We start from the raw sequence: 21377 nt of genomic DNA on the forward strand, positions 1-21377 counted from the left end.
TCTGTGTTGAGGCTGATGGCCCTATCGCGAGCAAGCTCGCTCCCACAGTGGATCTCTGGCGTACACAACATCTGTGAACGACACGATCCTCTGTGGGAGCGAGCTTGCTCGCGATGGCGCCCGGCCAGACACCGCAAATTTCAGACCGCTACATGATAGGGATTACGCGGATCATGGTTCCAATCCAGGAACGGCTTGCCCGTTTCCACCGTCACCATCTCGATGCAGTCCTGCACCGGGCAGGTGATCTGGCAGAGGTTGCAGCCCACGCACTCTTCATCGATCACTTCATATTTGTGCGTCCCGTCCGCTTGCTTGAGGCTGGCGATGGCCTGGTGGGACGTGTCTTCACAGGCGATGTGGCAGCGACCGCAACCGATGCAGGCCGCTTGGTCGATCTTCGCGATGACTTGATAGTTGATGTCCAGGTACTTCCAGTCGGTGGTGTTGCCCACCGCGCGACCGGAAAATGCCTGCAGGTTGGCGTGGCCGTGATCGTCCATCCAGCGTGACAGACCGTCCTTCATCTCTTCGACAATACGAAAACCGTGGAGCATCGCCGCCGTGCACACTTGCACGGCGCCACTGCCCAGGGCGATGAATTCCGCCGCGTCGCGCCAACTGCCGATGCCACCGATGCCGCAGATCGGCAAGCCCTGGGTCTGCGGGTCGCGGGCGATTTCCGCGACCATGTTCAGCGCGATCGGCTTGACCGCCGAGCCGCAGTAGCCGCCGTGGGTGCTCTGGCTGCCGACGATGGGCAGGGCGACCATGCGGTCCAGGTCGACGCTGGTGATGGAGTTGATGGTGTTGATCAACGACACTGCATCGGCGCCGCCCCGATGGGCCGCCCGGGCAGCGACGCGGATGTCGGTGATGTTCGGCGTCAGCTTGACGATCACCGGCAGCGAGCAATAGGTCTTGCACCAGCGCGTGACTTGCTCGACGTACTCCGGCACCTGGCCGACGGCCGCGCCCATGCCCCGCTCGGGCATGCCGTGGGGGCAGCCGAAGTTCAGCTCGATACCATCGGCACCCGTGGCCTCCACCAGGGGCAGAATGCGTTTCCAGGATTCTTCCACGCACGGCACCATCAACGACACGATCAGCGCCCGGTCCGGCCAGTCCTTTTTCACCTGGGTGATTTCCCGCAGGTTGATCTCCAGCGAACGGTCGGTGATCAGCTCAATATTATTGATGCCCAGCACCTCGCGATTGGCGCCGAAGTGGGCCGAGTAACGCGACGACACGTTCACGGCCGCCGGATCCTCTCCAAGGGTTTTCCAGACCACGCCACCCCAACCGGCCTCGAAGGCACGTACCACGTTGTAGGCCTTGTCGGTCGGCGGCGCGGAGGCCAGCCAGAACGGATTGGGGGCTTTGATGCCGGCGAAGACAATCGACAGATCGGCCATTTACGCAGCCTCCACGTTGAGCATGAGTTGAGCGTTGATCGCCTCGGCGGCAAGCTTGCCGTGCTGCACGGCCTGCACCGTCAGGTCCTGGTCCAGGCTGGTGCAGTCACCGCCGGCATACACGCCGGCGATGCTGGTGCGCAAATGCTCGTCTACCAGGATCCGTCCATCCTGGCGTTTGAGTTCACGGGCCAGCGGGTCCGCCAGCGCGTGGTCATCGAAGGCCTGGCCAATGGCTTTGAAAATCCCGTCAGCGGGCAGGTCGAAGGTGTCGGCGCCGGTGACCAACCGACCGTTCTCCAGGTGGGTGCGGGAGAAACGCATGCCGCGCACATTCCCGGCCTCGTCCAGCAGCACTTGTTGCGGTTGGGCCCAGGTCAGCAGACGCACCTGATTGGCCTTGGCGATGTCTTGCTCATGGCCGGTGGCGCCCATGTCCTCAAGGCCGCGCCGGTACACCAGGCTGACGTCCCGGGCACCGAGCCGGGCCATCTGCACGGCCATGTCGATGGCGGTGTTGCCGGCACCGAGGACGATGCAGCGATCGGCCAGCGGCAACTGGCTAAGGTCGTCAGCCTGGCGCAGTTCGCGGATGTACTCGGTGGCGGCCAGCAGCCCCGGCGCCTGTTCATCGCTCAGGCCCAGTTGTTTGCTGGCGGCCAGGCCGAGGCCGAGGAACACAGCGTCGAATTGCTGATGCAAGTCGCTCAAGCTGAGGTTTTCGCCCAGCTTTTGCCCATGGCGGATTTCGATGCCGCCGATGCCCAGCAGAAAGTCCAGTTCGCGCTGGGCATAATCGTCCACCAGCTTGTATTTGGCGATTCCGTATTCGTTGAGGCCACCGGCCTTTTCCCGGGCCTCGAACACCACCACATCGTGGCCGTGCATCGCGCTGCGGTGAGCGCAGGACAACCCCGCAGGACCCGCGCCGACCACGGCAATGCGCTTGCCGGTGGCGGCGGCGCGTTTGAACGGGTGTTCGCTGAAGTGGGCGTTGTCCACGGCGTAGCGTTGCAACAGGCCGATCAGTACCGGCGCGCACTCCTGAGCGTTGTTGCGCACGCAGGCTTGCTGGCAAAGGATCTCCGTGGGGCAGACCCGGGCACAACTGCCGCCGAGGATATTGGCCGAGAGAATCTTCTGCGCCGCGCCCTGGACGTTGTCCTGATGGATGTTGCGGATGAACGAAGGGATGTCGATCTCGCTCGGACAGGCGTTCACGCACGGCGCGTCGTAGCAGTACAGGCACCGGGATGCTTCCAGGTGCGCCTGTCGTGGGTTGAGCGGCGGCGCCAGGTCGCTGAAGCGCGCAGCCAGGGTGGTCGGGTCTTCCTGGGAATGGGGGAGGTGACTCAAGGGCTGGATCATGGAATTGGCCTCACGGTGTTTGAGGTGCTGCCTCTGGTGGGCAGTGTTTTTTGTGTCCGGACTGGCCTCATCGCGAGCAGGCTCGCTCCCACAGGGATCTGCGGTGCACACAGATTTTGTATCCATTCAAAATCCAGTGTGGGAGCGAGCCTGCTCGCGATAGGCCGTAGGCCGCTATCAGCGTTTCACTGCAACCGGCCGGTGCAACTCCGCCCGCTTGCTCAACAAATCGAACACCGCCGGGTAAGCCGGTCGTTCGATGTAGCGTCCGGCGCCGCGTTCGGCCCGCAGGTCGCCATCGACCCAGACCAGCCGGCCCTGGCTGATGGTGTGGCTGGGCACGCCGCGCACGGTTTTGCCTTCGAAGATGTTGAAGTCCACCTGTTGATGGTGGGTCTTGGCCGAAATCGTGCGGCTGCCTTGCGGGTCCCAGAGCACCAGGTCGGCGTCGGCGCCGACGCGAATGGCGCCTTTGCGCGGGTAAAGGTTGAAGATCTTCGCCGTGTTGGTGGAGGTGAGGGCGACGAAATCATGCATCGACAATTTGCCGCTGTTGACCCCTTCATCCCACAGCACCGCCATACGGTCTTCGATACCGGCGGTGCCGTTGGGAATCTTGCTGAAGTCTTCCCGGCCGGCGGCTTTCTGTTCGGCGCAGAAACAGCAATGGTCGGTGGCGGTGGTGTGCAGGTTGCCTGATTGCAAGCCATGCCAGAGCGCTTCCTGATGCCCGCGAGGGCGGAAGGGCGGGCTCATCACGTAACCGGCGGCGGTCTGCCAGTCGGGGTGGCGATAAACGCTATCGTCCAGCAGCAGATGCCCGGCCAGTACTTCACCGTAGACCGGCTGGCCCTGGCTGCGGGCATAGGTGATTTCATCCAGGGCTTCCTTGGTCGACACATGCACCAGGTACAGCGGCGTGCCCAGGGTCTGGGCAATACGGATGGCCCGGCTCGCGGCTTCACCTTCCACTTGCGAGGGCCGCGACAGCGGATGGGCTTCGGGACCGGTAATGCCCTGGGCCAGCAACTTGCGCTGCAGGTGATCAACCAGCTCGCCGTTCTCGGCATGCACCGTGGGCACGGCGCCCAGTTCCAGACAGCGCTCGAAGCTTGCCACCAAGGTGTCGTCGGCCGCCATGATCGCGTTCTTGTAGGCCATGAAGTGCTTGAAGCTGTTTACCCCGTGATGGCTGACGAGCTCGGCCATCTCTTCACGAACCTGTTCACTCCACCAGGTGATCGCCACGTGAAAACCGTAATCACTGGCGCTTTTTTCCGCCCAGCCGCGCCACTGGTGGAAGGCTTCCATCAGCGATTGCTGGGGATTGGGAATGACAAAGTCGATGATCGACGTCGTGCCTCCCGCCAGGCCTGCTGCCGTGCCACTGAAAAAATCTTCGCTGGCGACGGTGCCCATGAACGGCAACTGCATATGGGTATGCGGGTCGATGCCGCCCGGCATCAGGTATTGGCCGCTGCCATCGAGTACTTCGACATCGGCGGGCACATCCAGGTTTTCACCAATGGCCTTGATCACACCCTCGGCACACAACACATCGGCGCGATAACGTTCATCATGGGTTATTACGGTGGCGCCACGGATCAACAAAGACATTCCGAGTTCCTCGCAGGCATGACCGACTGATGCCGGTTCTTTATGTTGTATAGATCATGATGGGGAAGTGATGAAGTCGTGCAGAGTTCTAATCCTGTCACGGCTGTCAGGATTAGAAGCTAGCTGGAGTTTTACGAATCGGCAAGATTATTTTTAATGGGTTGTTTGAATATATAACTCATTGAAAAATATAAACTTAATCTATAAATCACCAAAATGGTGAGCCGTCTCACCATTTTGACGCACTTGACAGGATCATTATTTGAGCGAGATTTATCATGCTAAATCAGCAGCTTGAAAGGCCTTAAAGTACGGTTTAGACGCTTCGCAATATTGTGGGGTGCACCACTTTGAATCTCGGGCTCGACAGAACGTGCAGGTCATCTAGCCTCAAGGGCACTGGCGCGCAGTGCGAGCGGACAATGAAATTAAATTAAAGCGTTAAATATCATAAAGTTGTCGGTGTTATATCGTTCAACCGGTCAACCCGGCGAGGCAATCGGCACAGTTATTGAGTGCTGTCGCTGCCAGGCAGGGCCGCCGGTAGAACGCGCGCTTTACATGCAAGTACTCCGGCCATCGCCAGTCGATGAGCAAAAATAATGAAAACAGTGGAGCGGACATGACCAGATCAACAGTGACCGAGCGCGACGGGTTATTCGAGCTTGAAGCCGGCAGCGACGTTCTCGACAGCCCCCGTTACAACCATGACATCGCGCCAACCCAGGTGCATGAGCGAACCTGGAATAAATGGCACATCACCGCGTTATGGGTCGGCATGTCGATCTGTGTGCCGACCTACACCCTGGGCGGCGTGCTCACGGCCTATTTCGGGTTGTCGGTGGGTGAAGCGTTGCTGGCCATCCTGTTCGCCAACATCATCGTGCTGATTCCCCTGACCCTGAACGCCTTTGCCGGGACCAAATACGGCATTCCCTTCCCGGTGCTGTTGCGCTCTTCCTTCGGCGTCATCGGCTCCAACGTGCCCTGCCTGATCCGCGCGCTGGTGGCGTGTGGCTGGTTCGGAATCCAGACGATGTTCGGCGGGCTGGCGATTCACCTGTTTCTCGGCTCGGTGTTCGAGGGCTGGAAGAGCCTGGGTGGCACCGGCGAAGTGATTGGTTTCATGGTGTTCTGGGTCCTGAACCTGTGGGTGGTGCTGCGCGGTGCCGAGTCGATCAAATGGCTGGAAACCCTGTCCGCGCCGCTGCTGGTGCTGGTGGGGGTTGGCCTGCTGATGTGGGCGTTGCCCAACGTCTCCCTGACCGAACTGATGGCGCAGCCGGCCAAACGGCCCGAAGGTGCCGGCGTGACCAGTTATTTCCTGGCAGGGCTCACAGCGATGGTGGGTTTCTGGGCCACGCTGTCGTTGAATATTCCTGACTTCAGTCGTTATGCCAAGAGCCAGAAAGACCAGATCGTGGGGCAGATCATCGGCCTGCCGCTGACCATGTTCCTGTTCGCCGCCCTCGGCGTGGTGATGACGGCGGCCTCGGCGAAACTGGTGGGCGTGACCGTCTCTGACCCAGTGACCCTGATCGGACACATTCAGAGCCCGCTGTGGGTGGCACTGGCCATGGTGCTGATCATCATTGCCACGCTCTCGACCAACACCGCCGCCAACATCGTCTCACCCACCAACGACTTCCAGAACCTGGCGCCAAAACTGATCGGCCGTACCAAGGCGGTGATGCTGACCGGGCTGGTAGGGCTGGCGCTGATGGCCCACGAACTGCTGAAGAAACTCGGTCTGATCGTTTCCGAGGTCAGCCTTGAGTCGGTCTATTCCAACTGGCTGCTGGGCTATTCGAGCCTGCTGGGGCCGATTGCCGGGATCATGGTGGTGGACTATTTCCTGATCAAGAAACAACAACTGGACCTGGCCGGGCTGTACCGCGACGACGTCTACCCGGCCTGGAACTGGAACGGCTTCATCGCCTTTGGCGTGCCTGTGGTGCTGACGCTGTTGTCGCTGGGCAGCGACGCATTCAGCTGGTTCTACAGCTACGGCTGGTTCACCGGCTCGGCACTGGGCGGGGTGATTTATTACGGGTTGTGCAGTATGCGGGCGAGCCCGTCCATCGCTAAAACTGCGGTGTAAAGGAGGGCCTCATCGCGAGCAGGCTCGCTCCCACACTGGATTGGGGGGAATGCAAGCCTGTGTGCACAGCAGATCCCCTGTGGGAGCGAGCCTGCTCGCGATAGCGGCCTCAAGTACAACGAGAAAATGCCTGAAAAAACTGGAGATCCCCCATGAACGCAGCCGTCGACGTTCTACAGTCCACCCAACAGCACATCAATCGCGACCGCTTGTGGCAGTCGCTCATGGACCTGGCGCAGCTCGGTGCCACGGTCAAGGGGGGGGTGTGCAGGCTGGCCCTGACCGATCTGGACCGCCAGGCCCGGGACTTGTTCGTGCAATGGACCGAGGCGGCCGGCTGCACCGTCAGCATTGACGCGGTGGGCAATATTTTCGCCCGTCGGCCGGGGCGCAATCCGAACCTGCCACCGGTGATGACCGGCAGCCACATCGACACCCAGCCTACCGGTGGCAAGTTCGACGGATGCTTCGGTGTGCTGTCCGGCCTGGAAGTGCTGCGCACCCTCAATGACTTGAAAATAGAAACCGAAGCACCGTTGGAGGTGGTGGTCTGGACCAACGAAGAAGGCTCGCGCTTCGCCCCGTGCATGATGGGCTCCGGCGTATTCGCCGAGAAGTTCACCCTCGAAGAGACCCTGGCCAAGACCGACGCCGAGGGCATTACCGTCGGCCAGGCACTCAATGCCATCGGCTACGCCGGGCCACGCCCGGTCAGCGGGCATCCGGTGGGGGCGTATTTCGAGGCGCATATCGAGCAGGGGCCGATCCTGGAGGACGAACGCAAGACCATCGGTGTGGTGATGGGGGCACTGGGGCAGAAGTGGTTCGATCTGACCTTGCGGGGCGTCGAAGCCCACGCCGGCCCGACCCCGATGCACCTGCGCAAGGACGCTTTGGTCGGTGCTTCGATCATCGTCGGCGCCGTCAACCGCGCGGCCCTCGGCCATCAACCCCATGCCTGCGGCACGGTTGGCTGCCTGCAAGCCTATCCCGGTTCGCGCAATGTCATCCCCGGCGAAGTGCGCATGACCCTGGATTTTCGTCACCTGGAGCCGGCACGCCTGGATTCGATGATCGCCGAGGTCAGGCAAGTCATTGATGACACCTGTCAGCAACACGGCCTGACGTATGAACTGACCCCTACGGCCGACTTTCCGCCACTGTACTTCGACAAGGGTTGTGTCGAAGCTGTGCGCGGTGCTGCCCAAGGGCTGGGCCTGTCCCATATGGACATCGTCAGCGGTGCAGGCCACGACGCGATCTTCCTCGCCGAACTGGGGCCGGCCGGGATGATCTTCGTGCCGTGCGAAGGCGGCATCAGCCACAACGAAATCGAAAACGCCGCCCCGGATGATCTGGCCGCCGGGTGTGCGGTGCTGCTGCGAGCGATGCTCGCCGCCTCACAGGCAATTGCCGAGGGACGCATGGCGGCTTGAAGCAGCTTGAGGATTAAAAGATCGCAGCCTCGTTGCACTCGACAGTTCCTATAGGGGAACGTGTCATCGCCGCGAATGGTCGTAATCTCCATGCTCCTCTGACCACATGGAGACCCGATGAGCCAGGATGTCCCGACTACCGATACCAATCGTCGTCAACTGCTGCAGATCATCGCCGGGCTGTCTGACGGGGTGATGTTGATCGAAGTCGATCAGACCATCGCCTGGGCCAACGAAGCGGCGTTGACCATGCACGGGGTCACTGACCTCAAGGCGCTGGGGGCCAACGCCGAGGAATACGCCCAGCGGTTCAATTTGCGTTATCGCAACAACCACCCGCTGACCGCGGACAACTACCCCATTGCTCGGGTCGCCCGTGGCGATGAGTTCAGCGATGTATTGGTGGAGGTCACGCCCGAGGCTGATCCGGACCGCACCTGGGTTCATCGGATTCGCAGCATGGTGCTGACCGACCGTAGCGGCCAGGCGGAATTGCTGGTGCTGATTCTCAGCGATGCCACCGAGTGGGCCAGCGCCGAGCAGCGTTTTGAAAGAACCTTCGCGGCCAACCCGGCGCCAGCGGTAATCTGCCGCCTCAGTGACTTGCGCTATATCAAGGTCAACCAAGGCTTTCTGGAAATGACCGGCTACAGCCGCGAGCAGGTGATCGGGCGTTCGGTGTATGAGCTGGATGTGCTCGAGGCCGCCGAGAAACGTGACTTGGCCATCGAGCGCCTGGGGCAGGGCGCGACCATTCCGCAAATGCAGGCTGAGTTGAAACTGCCAGGGGGCGGCAGCAAGCAAGTGATTGTCGCGGGCCAGCCGCTGGATGACCTGCATGACGAAGACTGCATGCTGTTTTCCTTCATGGACATGGAGCCGCGCCGCAAGGCCGAAACGGCGTTGCGCCAGAGTGAGGAGCGCTTTGCCAAATCGTTCCGTCTCACGCCCGTGCCAACCCTGGTGTGCAGCGCCGAACAGCAATTGCTGGAGATCAACGAAGCCTTTCTCCAGACCAGCGGTTACGCCAGTGAAGAACTGCTGGGCAAAACCGTGGAGGAAATCGGCTTTCTCGACGCGGATGCCTGCGCCGCACTGTTTGCCACGCTGGAAAAAACCGCAACCGTGTCCAGCGTCGACGTCAAGGTTCACAAAAAAGGTGGGGAACAGATCGACTGCGAGATGGCAGCCGATACTGTCGTCATTCAGGACAAGCCGTGTTATTTGCTGGTGTTGATGAACATCACCGAACGCAAACGCTCGGAGCTGGAACTGGTGGCGGCCATCGAAGAGGTGATGAAAGATGCCTCCTGGTTCAGTCGGACCCTGATCGAAAAACTGGCCAATGTGAAGAGCATCAACGCCCAGTTGCCCAGCACTTCATTTACCGAGCTCACAGCCCGGGAGCGTGATGTGCTGGGGCTGATCTGCCAGGGCCTGGCCGACAAGGAAATCGCCGCGCGCTTGAAGCTGGCCCCCAATACCGTGCGCAATCATGTGGCGACGCTGTACTCCAAACTCGATGTTCACAGCCGCAGCGAGGCAATCGTCTGGGCGCGCGAACGTGGTTTGTTCGCCAACGAGTGGCGAATGAAGGCACCATGATGGCCAGTGCAAATGCACCGGGCGTGCTGGTGCAAATTCGGGTTTTGCCCGCGCCGTTGGCTCCTTAGGCTGTGAGGGTGCGGCATTCTCTGCGCAATGCCGCGTCCCCCACGAAACAGTCAAGGAACACGCCACAATGAGCAGTGAACGAATCAATCGTGCAATCGCCAGGACGCTTGCCGGGCCTATGAGCCCGCAGTTGCCCGCCGGTCGCTCACGGCTACAGCGCTGAGGAGCAACGGATGACCCTACTGGCCCCCCTGCGCGCCCGACTCGAAGAAAGCTTCAAGCCACTGGCCTGCGAATGCAGCCTCAACGGCGACGGAACCCTTACCGTACGTCTGTATCACCGCGAAAGCGGGGAGGTGGATCTGGTGGTGAGTGGCATGAGCGTCGACAGCGTCCGCTCGGAAGAAAGCCTGGCAAAGCTGATCGATGAGTTGCGGTATGAGCTTGAAAATACCCCGCTGTATCGAAGTGACCCCGCCTGAGTGATCCGCTGAACATTTCCGCTGAACTTGGTAGCCGCTACCTACAGCAGCGTCGCCCGGCAATCGAGTGCCAGCCGAGCGCCGCCTTGCTCGCTGCTGCCCACTTCCAGCGTGAACCCGTGCAAGTTGACAATCGCCGCGACGATCGACAGTCCCAGGCCAAAGCCGCTCTGCTGGCTGCTGCCCTCGGCGCGGTAGAAGCGGCGAAACACAGCCTTGCGCTCCGCCTCGGGGATTCCGGGCCCGGAGTCGAGTACTTCGATGCGGCTGCTGTCGCCCTGATCAACGCCACGCAGGATCACCTCACCGCCCGGCGGGGTGAATTTGATCGAGTTGCTCAGCAGGTTGGACACCGCCTCGAACAGCAATGCCCGGTCGCCGTTGAGCAAGGGCAGGGCAGCGGGTACTTGGAGGGTGAAGGTCAGTTCCCGCTCCTCGGCCAGCGGCAGATAAAAATCGTGCAGTTCCTGCAACAACTGCAACGGATCGAGGCGCACGAACCCTGAGCGTCGTTGCTGGTCTTCCAGCTCGGAAATCCGCAACAAGCCCCGAAACCTCGCCATCAGGGTGTCAGTCTCGGCAATCACCTGATCCATCTGCAACGCCTCGGACGAGCCGTCCGGGGCTTGCTGCTGGATGCGATAAAGCTGGGCGCGCAGGCGAGTCAGCGGGGTGCGCAGGTCATGGGCGATGTTGTCGCACACGCCCTTGACCTCGTTCATCAAGCGTTCGATACGATCGAGCATGGCGTTGACGATTGCCGCCAGCATGTCCAGCTCATCGCGACGGCTCGACAGCGGCAGGCGATGGGTCAGGTCACCGGCCACGATGGCCTCGGCACTGGCCTGCAGTTTGCGGATGCGTTGCAACGGTCGCCGACGCAACAGATGCCAGCCGGCAATGCCCGGCAAAATGGTCAGGGACACGCCCCAGAACAACGCGTGCAGAATGATGCGCGTGACAGCGAACAGCGAGCCGTTGTCCCGCGCCAGGACCAACCAGCGGCCGTCCTGGGTCCGGGTCGCCACCGCGTCGCAACTGTCGGAAGGAATACCTGGATCCCTGGAATCGACGCAGCCGCCGAGCATATGAATATTGCCGTCCAGCGGCAGATCGGGGGGGACGTGCCGGATCGGTCCGCTCAAGTGGCGCAATTGCGGATCGAACAGGCCGTAGGCGTCGACGCCGCGTTCATCCAGGGTCAGGCTGGCCATGAGAGCATCTTCCAACTGATCGCCATGGATACGTGCGAACAGGTGCTGACGCTGCATCAGGGAGTGCTTGGCAAGGCTGTCGAGGTAACCGAACACTTCGTAATACATCACCCCCATCAGGACCGCGCTCCAGAGCACGAACAGCGAACTGTACAGCGCCAGCAGGCGACTGCTGGAGGAGCGCCAGCCCTTAGCGGGGTTCAGCAATGACATAGCCGGAACCTCGTACCGTGCGAATCAGCGGTTCCAGGCCCGGCGGGTCGATTTTCTTGCGCAGGCGGCCGATATGGACGTCGATCAGGTTGGTGCCGGGATCGAAGTGATAGCCCCAGACCTCTTCGAAAATCATCATGCGCGAGAGGATCTGGCCGCTGTTGCGCATCAGGAACTCCAGCAGCTTGTATTCGGTGGGCAGCAGGCTGAGCAGTTGCCCGTTGCGGCTGGCTTCGCGGCTGATCAGGTTGAGTTCCAGGTCGGCCACCCGCAGTGCGGTTTCCGGCTCGCGGGCACCGTTGTTGCGTCGTAGCAGGACTTCGACCCGGGCGGCCATCTCGTCGGTGGCGAACGGCTTGGTCAGATAATCGTCGCCACCGGCCCGCAGGCCGCGTACCCGCTCGTCCACATCGGAGAGGGCGCTGATCATTAGGATGGGCGTGGCCACGCCCATGGTGCGCAAGGTCGTCACGATCACCAGCCCGTCGAGTTCGGGCAGCATGCGGTCCAGGGTGATCAGGTCGTAATCGCCGCTCACCGCCCGTTCCAGGCCCTCGCGGCCGTTGTCGACCCAGTCGACATCCAGGCCATTGCGGGTTAGTTCGGCGACGATTTCACGGGCGGTCACGGCGTCGTCTTCGATGGTCAAAATGCGGTTCATGGGCGGTACCGGGTGAGAAATTGAAGCCATTGCGCAGCATTCTGCCAAAAAATAGCTGTCGGCTTTCTGAAAAAATGTTCATGGACGCCGACAGCGGTATTCACTGGCCTGGATCAACACTTGGTCACAAATAATCCCTAACATAAATTTAGTGCGCACCATCATGCTGCGTCCGTTGCCCTGCTTTGGCGCGCTGTCGCTGATGGGCACTGACACGAACCGGTGATGGTGTGCCGCAAGGAGCCGAGACCTCACTGAACCTTCAAGGAAGAGCAACATGATGCAACCTCAAGACCTTCTACGCCGAAAATTTGATATCCAGCCGCTGCAGCAGGCCGACATGACGGTGCACCTGGACGGGCAGTCCGTCAGCGCGGCCCAAGGTGAAACCGTCCTCAGCGTCATTCAGGCCCTGGGCCAGCGCCAGGTAGCACGCAACGATCACGACCAACTCAGTGGCGCATACTGTGGCATGGGCGTGTGCCAATGTTGCCTGGTCAAGATCGACGGCCGCCACAAGCGCCGCGCCTGCCAGACCCAAGTGCGTCCCGGCATGCAAATCGAAACCCGGGCCAATCGCATCGCCGAAAGGGAGGCACCATGAACCTCCATCCGGTGATTGTCGGCGGCGGGCCGGCGGGTATGGCCGCGGCCATCGAGCTGGCCACCCACGGGGTGCGTTGCACCCTGCTCGAAGAAGCGCCGCGCCTGGGTGGCGTGGTCTACCGCGGGCCGCTGCGCGACGGGGTGAGCCTGGATTACCTCGGGCCGCGCTACAGCGAAGCCCTGAACAAACTCCACGGTGAGTTCCAGCGCTACGCCGGGCTGATCGATGTGCAACTCAACCACCGCGTCATCGGCGCCGAAGGGTTCAAGGCGCTGATGCTGCTGAACGCCGATGAACAACTGCGCGAGGTCAGCTATTCCCACCTGGTGCTGGCGGCCGGTTGTCACGAGCGCAGCGTGCCGTTCCCTGGCTGGACACTGCCGGGGGTGATGCTGCTCGGTGGTCTGCAATTGCAGATCAAGAGCGGAGCGGTCAAGCCGCCGGGGCCGGTGGTGATCGCCGGTACAGGCCCGTTGCTGCCGCTGGTGGCCTGTCAACTTCACGCTTCGGGCGTGGCCGTGGCGGGCGTCTATGAGGCTTGTGCCTTCGGCAAGATCGCCAGGGAAAGCCTGGCATTGCTGAACAAACCACAATTGTTCCTCGACGGCCTGAGCATGCTGGCTTATCTCAAACTGCATCGCATCCCCGTGCGTTATGGCTGGGGAGTGGTACAGGCCAACGGCGAGGGCGAGCTGGACATCGTCACCGTTGCACCGTATTCCAGTACCTGGGAGCCCGACCTCGAACGAGCCGAACAGGTCCCGGCCCAGACGCTGGCAGTCGGCTATGGTTTCATCCCGCGCACCCAATTGAGCCAGCAGATGGGCCTGGAGCATGGCTTCATCGATGACGGTTATTTGCGGGCAGTGTCCGATGCTTGGCAGCAAAGCAGCGAGGCGCACATTCACCTGGCCGGCGACGTGGGCGGGATTCGCGGTGGCGAAGCCGCCATGTTGAGCGGGCGCATCGCCGCACTGTCGATCCTGATGCAGGCCGACCTGCTGGATTGCTCCACTGCCCTGGAGTACCGCGACCGGTATAGGGCGCAACTGGACCGGATCATTCGCTTTCGCGCCGCCGTGGACCGCTACACGCAACGCGGCGCCGGACAAACCGCGTTGCCGACCGCCGACACGGTCATTTGTCGCTGCGAACACGCGACCCGCGCCGACATCGACCGCGCCCTGGAGCAGGGCGTGCAAGACATGGCCAGCCTGAAAATGCGCACCCGCGTGAGCATGGGTGACTGTCAGGGGCGGATGTGCGTGGGCTATTGCAGTGATCGCCTGCGCCAGGCCACCGGGCGTGCCGACGTTGGCTGGCTGCGGCCGCGTTTCCCCATCGACCCGATTCCCTTTTCAGCCTTTCAGAACGTCGGCACGGAGGCCCTCCGGCATGACTGAGCATTCAGACCTCAAGCACTATGATGTCGTTATCGTCGGCGGGGGCGTGATCGGTGCGTCCTGTGCCTATCAACTGTCCAAACGCAAGCATTTGAAGATCGCCTTGATCGACGCCAAGCGCCCCGGCAACGCCACCCGCGCTTCGGCCGGCGGCCTGTGGGCCATCGGTGAATCCGTGGGCCTGGGCTGCGGGGTGATTTTCTTTCGGATGATGTCGGCCAACCGCAAGCGCCAGGCCCAGGGCGCCGCCGTGGCGGTGGACGCCAGCACGCCGCACATCCTGCCCCAGTCGTTCTTCGATTTCGCCTTGCAGTCCAACGCGATGTATCCCCGACTGCACCGCGAGCTGATGGACAACCACGGCATGGACTTCAAGTTCGAGGAGACCGGGCTCAAGTTCGTGATCTACGACGATGAAGACCGTTTGTATGCCGAGCACATCGTCGCCTGCATTCCCCACCTGGCCGATCAGGTACGCTGGCTCGATCAGGCCGCCCTGCGCGAGGCTGAGCCGAATGTCAGCCATGAGGCCCGGGGCGCGCTGGAGTTTCTGTGCGACCATCAGGTCAGCCCGTTCCGGCTGGCCGATGCCTACACCGAGGGCGCCCGGCAGAACGGCGTCGATATGTTCTTCAACACCAACGTGGCGCAGGTACTTCGAGACGGTGCGCGGGTGACGGGGGTGAGAACCGCCGAAGCCGGGACATTCAACTGCCGGACGCTGATCAATGCCGCCGGTGCCTGGGCGGCGGACCTGAGCGAGCAGGCCACCGGTGTGCGAATCCCGGTCAAGCCGGTCAAGGGGCAAATCCTGCTGACCGAACGCATGCCGAAGATCCTCAACGGGTGCCTGACCACCAGCGACTGCTATGTCGCGCAAAAGGACAACGGCGAGATCCTCATCGGCAGTACCACCGAGGACAAGGGTTTCGACGTGACCACCACCTACCCGGAAATCGAGGGGCTGGTGCAGGGCGCGATGCGCTGCATACCGCAGTTGGCCGACGTCAACCTGAAACGCACCTGGGCCGGTTTGCGCCCCGGCTCACCTGATGAGTTGCCCATCCTGGGCCCGATGCGCGGCATTGAAGGGTACCTAAATGCCTGTGGGCACTTTCGCACCGGCATCCTGACCTCGGCCATCACTGGAGTGTTGCTGGACAAACTGGTGAACAACGAGCCCTTGCCGCTGGACATCACGCCGTTCCTGGCGGATCGCTTCGAGGTGGCGCCGGTGGTAAAGCCAAAGGAAATGGAGCTGACTTGAAGCAACTCTTTGTGCCGAACACAAATTTTGCAGTCCCCCGGCCCCAAACTGTGGGAGCGAGCCTGCTCGCGATGGCGTCGGATCAGTGCCATTGATGTTGATTGACCCACCGCTATCGCGAGCAGGCTCGCTCCCACATAGATCTGGGGGGTCCTCATCCGATGGTCACTCAGGAACCAACTGTGGGAGCGAGCCTGCTCGCGATAGCGGTCTATCTGAGACGATGATGTTGAGTTTGCCACCGTCTTCGCGAGCAAGCCCGCTCCCACACAAGCCGCGCTCGTCCGCTATACCATCGGCGTGCTGGCGAACGCCTCCAACCCTTCGGCATAGGCGGTAAACGCGCTGATCGATGGAAATGACTTGCCCTGCACCTGATCCGGCACCACCAGGTTGGTGAAGCTCCAGGCCACTGCCACGGTGATGCCCGCCTGATCGAGGGTGCCATCGGTGGTCAGGGGCTGTTTCACCAGTTCCTGTTCGAGCATGTCATAGGCCGCCGCCAGTTGGCCTTCCACGCGTTCGACCCAGGGGGCGTGTTGGATTTCTGTCGGCCGAAGGTTGCGTTCGTAGTAGATCTGCACTGACTTCTCGCACGCCGCCAGGGCCAGGCCAATCACGCGCAATGCGCGCAGCCGTTGCCCACTGTCGACCGGCATCAGGCTTTTGCCCGGCGCGGCCAAGGCCTCGAGGTAGTCGATGATCAATGTGGAATCCATCAGCACGTTGCCATCGTTGAGCACCAGGGTCGGTGCCTTGACCACCGGGTTGATGCGCTGGAACTGTTCGAAATGCCTGAACACCGAAACGGACTCGTGTTCCAGGGCAACCCCCAGGCACTTGGCGGAAATGGCGACGCGTCGCACGTAGGGCGAGTCCAGCATGCCGATCAGTTTCATGACGTCTCCTTCAGAAGAATCTTGCGGGGTTAATCCTCGAACCCGACCTGTTCATGGATTTCATCGACCTTGAGTTCCAGTCGGTAAGCCACGGCGATGAACAACGCCTGGCACAGGCACAACGTGGCACTCAACGAGCGGAAGGCGAAAGAGCTGCCTTCGTTCACCAACAGTACCGCATTGGCCCGTTTGGCCAGGGGCGACAGGTTGCTGTCGGTGATGATCAGCGTCTTGGCCTGATGATGCTGGGCAATGCGCAGGCAGTGCTGGGTTTCCTTGCCGTAGGGCGTAAAGCTGATCGCGATCACCAGGTCGTTGGCCCGCACGCTGCGCATTTGCTCGCGATAACTGCCCCCCAGGCCGGACACCAGATGGATGCGCTTGTTGGTGTGTTGCAGGTTATAGACCAGGTAATCGGCCACCGCGAACGAGCGTCGCACGCCGACCACATAGATGTTGTCGGCGTTGACCACCAGGTCTACGGCTTTGTCGAAGGCTTGATCGTCCAGCTCCAGGCCCAGACGCTCGATGCCCGAGAGGGTGGCGTTGACGCATTCGCGCGCCAGGTCGCCGCCGCTGGCTTTCTGCGACTTGTTGGCGATCATGCTGCGGATGCGCTGCTGGTAGTTTTGCACCGGCGTGGTCTTGTGGGTATAGGCCTCGCGAAACAAGGCCTGCATTTCGCTGAACCCGCTGAAGCCGAAACGCTGGGAAAACCGCACGATGGCCGACGGATGCACTTCGCATTCGCGCGCAATGTCGCTGATGCGATCGACCATGATCCGGTCGCTTTGCTGGCTCATGTAGCTGGCGATGCGTTTGAGCTGTCGCGGCAGGCTTTCATACTCGTCGGTAATCAGTTGCAGCAGGCGCTCGGCATTGATCGGTGGGCTTGAAAGGGCGGGTTCGGACGCGCTCTCGGACGGCGCCGGCAGATCGGGGCGGGTCATAGAAAATCCTTCTGGCTTGTTCTTATAGGGCGGCCCGGGAAAAGGGCCGGCCCTCGACAATAGGTTGGCTGATCGCAGTCTACAGCGTAGGCACGGGGAAAATCATGAGCAGACAACGTTGCGGCACCTGCTGAAACGATGCACCGCGTCTGGCGCGCTCCAGTGATAGCGTATTGGAAAAAATATTCCACGTAAAAAATTTATAGAATAATTATTGATTGTTGGCCGCTGCTCGTTTTAGTCTGCATCCACCAAGAGCGTTGGCGCCGGTTTCGGTGGCAAGCGCGGGCTGATAAAAATAACAGGAGCCAGCATGGGCCAGACTCGTTTTGCCAGTGGGCGTCAATTGGATGTGATCTGCCTGGGACGCCTGGGCGTCGACCTCTACGCGCAGCAAGTCGGAGCGCGCCTGGAAGATGTCGCAAGTTTCGCCAAATACCTGGGTGGCTCGTCGGCCAACATCGCCTTCGGCACCGCGCGGTTAGGGCTCAGGTCGGCGATGCTGAGCCGGGTAGGGGACGATCATATGGGCCGTTTCCTGGTGGAGTCCCTGGCCCGCGAAGGCTGCGATGTCAGTGGCATCAAGGTCGACCCTGAACGCCTGACGGCCATGGTCCTGCTGGGTATCAAGGACCGGGAAACCTTTCCCCTGGTGTTCTACCGGGAAAACTGCGCCGACATGGCGCTGCGCGCCGAAGACATCAATGAAACGTTCATTGCCTCCAGCAAGGCGCTGCTGATCACCGGCACGCATTTCTCTACCGAAAGTGTCTACAAGGCCAGCACCCAGGCGTTGGATTACGCCGAGAAACACAACGTCAAACGCGTGTTGGACATCGATTATCGCCCGGTGCTCTGGGGCCTGGCGGGCAAGGCCGATGGGGAAACCCGTTTCGTCGCCGACCAGAAAGTCAGCCAGCACGTGCAAAGCATCCTGCCGCGTTTCGACCTGATCGTCGGCACCGAAGAAGAATTCCTGATCGCCGGCGGCAGCGAAGATCTGCTGAGCGCGTTGCGTACCGTGCGCTCGCTGACGGCGGCGACCTTGGTGGTCAAGCTCGGCCCGCAAGGTTGCACGGTGATCCACGGCACCATCCCTAACCGACTTGAAGATGGCGCCATCTATCCCGGGGTTCGTGTCGAAGTCCTGAATGTATTAGGTGCAGGTGATGCGTTCATGTCGGGCTTTCTCGCCGGTTGGCTGGAGGACGCCAGTGATGAACGCTGCTGCCAGCTGGCCAATGCCTGCGGTGGCCTGGTGGTGTCGCGACATGCCTGTGCGCCAGCGATGCCGACCCGGGCTGAACTCGACTATCTGTTCAATAGCCCGGTGCCGATTACCCGGCCGGATCGAGACGCGGCATTGCAACGTCTGCATCAGGTCAGCGTGCCGCGCAAACAGTGGAAGCAACTGTTCATTTTTGCCTTCGATCATCGCTGGCAACTGGTGGAACTGGCCCACAAAGGCGGGCGTGAGCTGGGCGCTATCAGCGAACTCAAGCAACTGTTCATCCAGGCCGTGGAACGGGTCGAAGCCGACCTGAAACGTCAGGGCATCGAGGCCGATGTCGGTCTGCTGGCCGACCAACGTTTCGGCCAGGACTCGCTGAACGCCGCCACTGGACGTGACTGGTGGGTTGCCCGGCCAGTGGAGGTGCAGGGTTCGCGGCCGCTGGCGTTCGAACATGGGCGCTCTATCGGCAGCAACCTGATCGCCTGGCCACAGGAACAGATCATCAAGTGCCTGGTGCAATTTCACCCCGACGACGAACCGCTGCTGCGCCTGGAACAGGAGGCGCAACTCATGGCGCTGTATCAGGCGTCCCAGGTCAGCGGTCATGAACTGCTGCTGGAAGTCATTCCACCCAAGGATCATCCGTCGCCGCACCCGGACGTGCTGTATCGCGCCCTCAAACGCCTCTACAACCTGGGCATCTTCCCGGCCTGGTGGAAAATCGAAGCCCAGACGGCCGACGAATGGAAACAACTCGATGAGCTGATTCAACAGCGTGATCCCTATTGCCGAGGTGTGGTACTGCTGGGCCTCAACGCCCCGGCCTCCGTGCTGGCCGAGGGTTTCCGCCAGGCCAGCCAGAGCACAACCTGCCGTGGATTTGCCGTGGGACGGACAATCTTCCAGGAACCGAGTCGTGCCTGGCTGGCCGGGGAAATCGACGATGAAACGTTGATCCGGCAGGTGCAGGGTAGGTTTGTGGAGTTGATCGAGGCGTGGCGTGCTGCGCGAAGTTAGACGCTGTGAACACTGATCCTGTGGGAGCGAGCCTGCTCGCGATAGCGGACTGATAGTCAATATTAAGTCGCCTGACACACCGCTATCGCGAGCAGGCTCGCTCCCACAGGGTTCATCGCCGCCTTCAATGGTTAGGTAAAAACAATAAAAGGTGCAGCCATGCCCGCAATTCGAATTGGCATCAACCCGATTTCCTGGAGCAACGACGATCTGCCATCGCTGGGTGGCGAGACGCCGTTGAGTACGGCGCTGAGCGAAGGCAAGGAAATCGGTTACGAAGGTTTCGAGCTCAACGGCAAATTTCCCAAGGATGCCAAGGGCGTTGGCGATGTGCTGCGGCCCTATGACCTGGCGCTGGTCTCCGGCTGGTATTCCAGTCGTCTGGCCCGGCGCTCGGCGGCCGAAGAGATCGATGCCATCGCCAGCCATGTCGAGTTGCTCGCGCAAAACGGTGCGACGGTGCTGGTGTACGGCGAGGTGGCCGATTCCATTCAAGGCCAGCGCATCCCACTGATCGAGCGACCGCGTTTTCACACGGACGAAGCCTGGCAAGACTATGCCGAAAAACTCACCGAACTGGCGCGCTTCACCCTGTCCCGGGGTGTGCGCCTGGCGTATCACCATCATATGGGCGCCTATGTCGAATCGCCTTCGGACATCGACAAACTGATGGCCCTGACCGGCAGTGAGGTTGGCCTGCTGTTTGACTCGGGCCACTGTTACATGGGCGGCGGCGAACCCTTGCAGGTGTTGCGCAAGCACATCGAGCGCATTTGCCATGTGCATTTCAAGGACGTGCGCAAGCCTGTGGTGCAACTGGCGCGCAACAACCTCTGGAGTTTCCCCGACTGCATCGTCAACGGCACCTTCACCGTACCGGGTGATGGTGACATCGACTTTGCCGCGTTGCTGGACGTGCTGCTTGCCGCCGACTATCACGGCTGGCTGGTGGTCGAAGCCGAACAGGATCCGGCCGTGGCACCGAGTTATGCCTACGCCAAGAAAGGCTACGACACCCTGCGCGCCTTGCTGCAAGAGAGGACTGCGTCATGAGCCTGTTGATCAAAAGCCAGCCAAGCGGCCAGACCATAGTCCAGCTACCCGCCGACGAACTGGAGTATGTCGGGTTTGCCGCCTACCGCTTGAGCCTTGGTGAAAAGCTCCCGGTGGCTGCCGCCGACAAGGAACTGTGCCTGGTCTTGCTCAGCGGGCGCATCAGCCTCAAGGGTGAAGCACCGGGGCAGGGTGCCTTCGATTGGGACAACCTCGGTGATCGCCAGTCGGTATTTGAGGATAAATCGCCCTACGCCGCGTATCTGCCGCCCGGCAGCCAGGCCCAGGTCACCGCTCTGAGCGATGTACAGATTGCCGTGTGTGCTGCGCCGGGTTCTGCGCAAAACAGTTACGGTCCACGGCTGATCCGCCCGGACAGCATGAAGCGCAGCGTGCGCGGCAAGGGTGCCAACACCCGCTATGTCTGCGACATCCTGCCCGACAGTGAGCCGGCCCACTCGCTGCTGGTGGTGGAAGTGCGCACGCCGTCGGGGCATTCGTCGAGCTACCCACCCCACAAGCACGACACCGACGACCTGCCGCACCAGAGCTTCCTGGAAGAAACCTATTACCACCAGGTCAACCCGTCCCAGGGCTTCGTGTTCCAGCGGGTCTATACCGACGACCGCAGCATCGACCAGGCCATGGCCGTGGAAAACAGCGACCTGGTGGTGGTGCCCAAGGGTTACCACCCGGTCAGCGTGCCCTACGGGTACGAGTCGTATTACCTGAACGTCATGGCCGGCCCGAAGCGGGTCTGGCAGTTCCATAACGATCCGCAGCACAGTTGGCTGCTTGATCTCTGATTTCCACCCTTTGCACGGAG

The 21377-nt window shown here is 61.4% G+C and carries 17 protein-coding genes; 10 read left to right on the forward strand and 7 right to left on the reverse strand.

The annotated features are described in order from the left end of the window. Positions 1 to 140: 140 nt before the first annotated feature. The 3 genes from preA to hydA all read right to left on the reverse strand — a co-directional run bounded on the left by preA (position 141) and on the right by hydA (position 4400). Entirely contained in the window at positions 141 to 1415 is a 1275-nt protein-coding gene (gene preA, locus T3A99_RS14255; protein ID WP_047230183.1) for an NAD-dependent dihydropyrimidine dehydrogenase subunit PreA, read from the reverse strand. Continuing rightward, positions 1416 to 2783: an NAD(P)-dependent oxidoreductase gene (locus T3A99_RS14260; RefSeq protein WP_076385282.1), complete on the reverse strand. Its 1368-nt coding sequence runs from the start codon at positions 2781 to 2783 to the stop codon at positions 1416 to 1418. It abuts the gene before it with no gap. Positions 2784 to 2960: 177 nt separating this feature from the next. Next, complete coding sequence (gene hydA / locus T3A99_RS14265; protein WP_160892436.1) at positions 2961 to 4400, reverse strand: dihydropyrimidinase; 1440 nt, start codon at positions 4398 to 4400, stop codon at positions 2961 to 2963. A 622-nt stretch (positions 4401 to 5022) separates the two neighbouring features. Here hydA and T3A99_RS14270 point away from each other — a divergent pair. The 4 genes from T3A99_RS14270 to T3A99_RS14285 all read left to right on the forward strand — a co-directional run bounded on the left by T3A99_RS14270 (position 5023) and on the right by T3A99_RS14285 (position 10033). Further along, positions 5023 to 6501 (forward strand): NCS1 family nucleobase:cation symporter-1, encoded by a 1479-nt coding sequence (locus tag T3A99_RS14270; RefSeq protein WP_047230186.1) that lies wholly within the window; start codon positions 5023 to 5025, stop codon positions 6499 to 6501. Between the two features lie 152 nt (positions 6502 to 6653). Then, positions 6654 to 7937 carry a Zn-dependent hydrolase gene (locus T3A99_RS14275; RefSeq protein WP_047230187.1) on the forward strand — a complete coding sequence of 428 codons (1284 nt, stop codon included), beginning with the start codon at positions 6654 to 6656 and terminating at the stop codon, positions 7935 to 7937. A 117-nt stretch (positions 7938 to 8054) separates the two neighbouring features. Further along, entirely contained in the window at positions 8055 to 9542 is a 1488-nt protein-coding gene (locus T3A99_RS14280; RefSeq protein WP_281459322.1) for a helix-turn-helix transcriptional regulator, read from the forward strand. Between the two features lie 242 nt (positions 9543 to 9784). After that, positions 9785 to 10033, forward strand: a complete 249-nt coding sequence (locus T3A99_RS14285) for a DUF1652 domain-containing protein (RefSeq protein WP_047230189.1) — start codon at positions 9785 to 9787, stop codon at positions 10031 to 10033. Between the two features lie 41 nt (positions 10034 to 10074). Here the strand turns inward: T3A99_RS14285 and T3A99_RS14290 are convergent, their stop codons facing one another. Continuing rightward, on the reverse strand, positions 10075 to 11460 hold the full coding sequence (locus tag T3A99_RS14290; protein ID WP_076385276.1) for a sensor histidine kinase: 1386 nt from the start codon (positions 11458 to 11460) through the stop codon (positions 10075 to 10077). Beyond that, a complete protein-coding gene (locus T3A99_RS14295; RefSeq protein ID WP_047230191.1) occupies positions 11438 to 12121 on the reverse strand; it encodes a response regulator transcription factor in 684 nt (227 codons plus the stop codon). The genes T3A99_RS14290 and T3A99_RS14295 overlap by 23 nt, the downstream gene beginning before the upstream one ends. A 280-nt stretch (positions 12122 to 12401) precedes the next feature. Between T3A99_RS14295 and hcnA the strand changes: the two genes are divergently transcribed. From hcnA to hcnC, 3 genes are read left to right on the forward strand one after another with little or no spacing between them, the layout of a single operon-like run. Continuing rightward, positions 12402 to 12725 carry a cyanide-forming glycine dehydrogenase subunit HcnA gene (gene hcnA, locus T3A99_RS14300; protein ID WP_076386697.1) on the forward strand — a complete coding sequence of 108 codons (324 nt, stop codon included), beginning with the start codon at positions 12402 to 12404 and terminating at the stop codon, positions 12723 to 12725. Further along, entirely contained in the window at positions 12722 to 14131 is a 1410-nt protein-coding gene (hcnB, locus tag T3A99_RS14305) for a cyanide-forming glycine dehydrogenase subunit HcnB (protein WP_076385274.1), read from the forward strand. The genes hcnA and hcnB overlap by 4 nt, the downstream gene beginning before the upstream one ends. Further along, positions 14124 to 15398, forward strand: coding sequence for a cyanide-forming glycine dehydrogenase subunit HcnC (gene hcnC, locus T3A99_RS14310; RefSeq protein ID WP_322834497.1), 1275 nt, complete (start codon positions 14124 to 14126; stop codon positions 15396 to 15398). Before hcnB ends, hcnC begins: the two co-directional genes overlap by 8 nt. Before the next feature lie 287 nt (positions 15399 to 15685). Here hcnC and T3A99_RS14315 read toward each other — a convergent pair whose 3' ends face one another. After that, positions 15686 to 16297, reverse strand: coding sequence for a glutathione S-transferase (locus T3A99_RS14315; RefSeq protein WP_188251652.1), 612 nt, complete (start codon positions 16295 to 16297; stop codon positions 15686 to 15688). A 29-nt stretch (positions 16298 to 16326) separates the two neighbouring features. After that, entirely contained in the window at positions 16327 to 17247 is a 921-nt protein-coding gene (locus T3A99_RS14320; RefSeq protein WP_047230196.1) for a MurR/RpiR family transcriptional regulator, read from the reverse strand. A 313-nt stretch (positions 17248 to 17560) separates the two neighbouring features. Here T3A99_RS14320 and T3A99_RS14325 point away from each other — a divergent pair, with 313 nt between their 5' ends. The 3 genes from T3A99_RS14325 (at position 17561) to iolB (ending at position 21357) form a co-directional block, all read left to right on the forward strand. Then, positions 17561 to 19498 carry a bifunctional 5-dehydro-2-deoxygluconokinase/5-dehydro-2-deoxyphosphogluconate aldolase gene (locus T3A99_RS14325; protein WP_322834498.1) on the forward strand — a complete coding sequence of 646 codons (1938 nt, stop codon included), beginning with the start codon at positions 17561 to 17563 and terminating at the stop codon, positions 19496 to 19498. Between the two features lie 159 nt (positions 19499 to 19657). Then, positions 19658 to 20551 carry a myo-inosose-2 dehydratase gene (gene iolE, locus T3A99_RS14330; RefSeq protein ID WP_047230198.1) on the forward strand — a complete coding sequence of 298 codons (894 nt, stop codon included), beginning with the start codon at positions 19658 to 19660 and terminating at the stop codon, positions 20549 to 20551. Then, positions 20548 to 21357, forward strand: coding sequence for a 5-deoxy-glucuronate isomerase (gene iolB / locus T3A99_RS14335; protein WP_047230199.1), 810 nt, complete (start codon positions 20548 to 20550; stop codon positions 21355 to 21357). The genes iolE and iolB overlap by 4 nt, the downstream gene beginning before the upstream one ends. Positions 21358 to 21377: the final 20 nt, after the last annotated feature.

Source organism: Pseudomonas sp. N-137 (assembly GCF_034555295.1).
GTDB lineage: Bacteria > Pseudomonadota > Gammaproteobacteria > Pseudomonadales > Pseudomonadaceae > Aquipseudomonas > Aquipseudomonas rhizophila.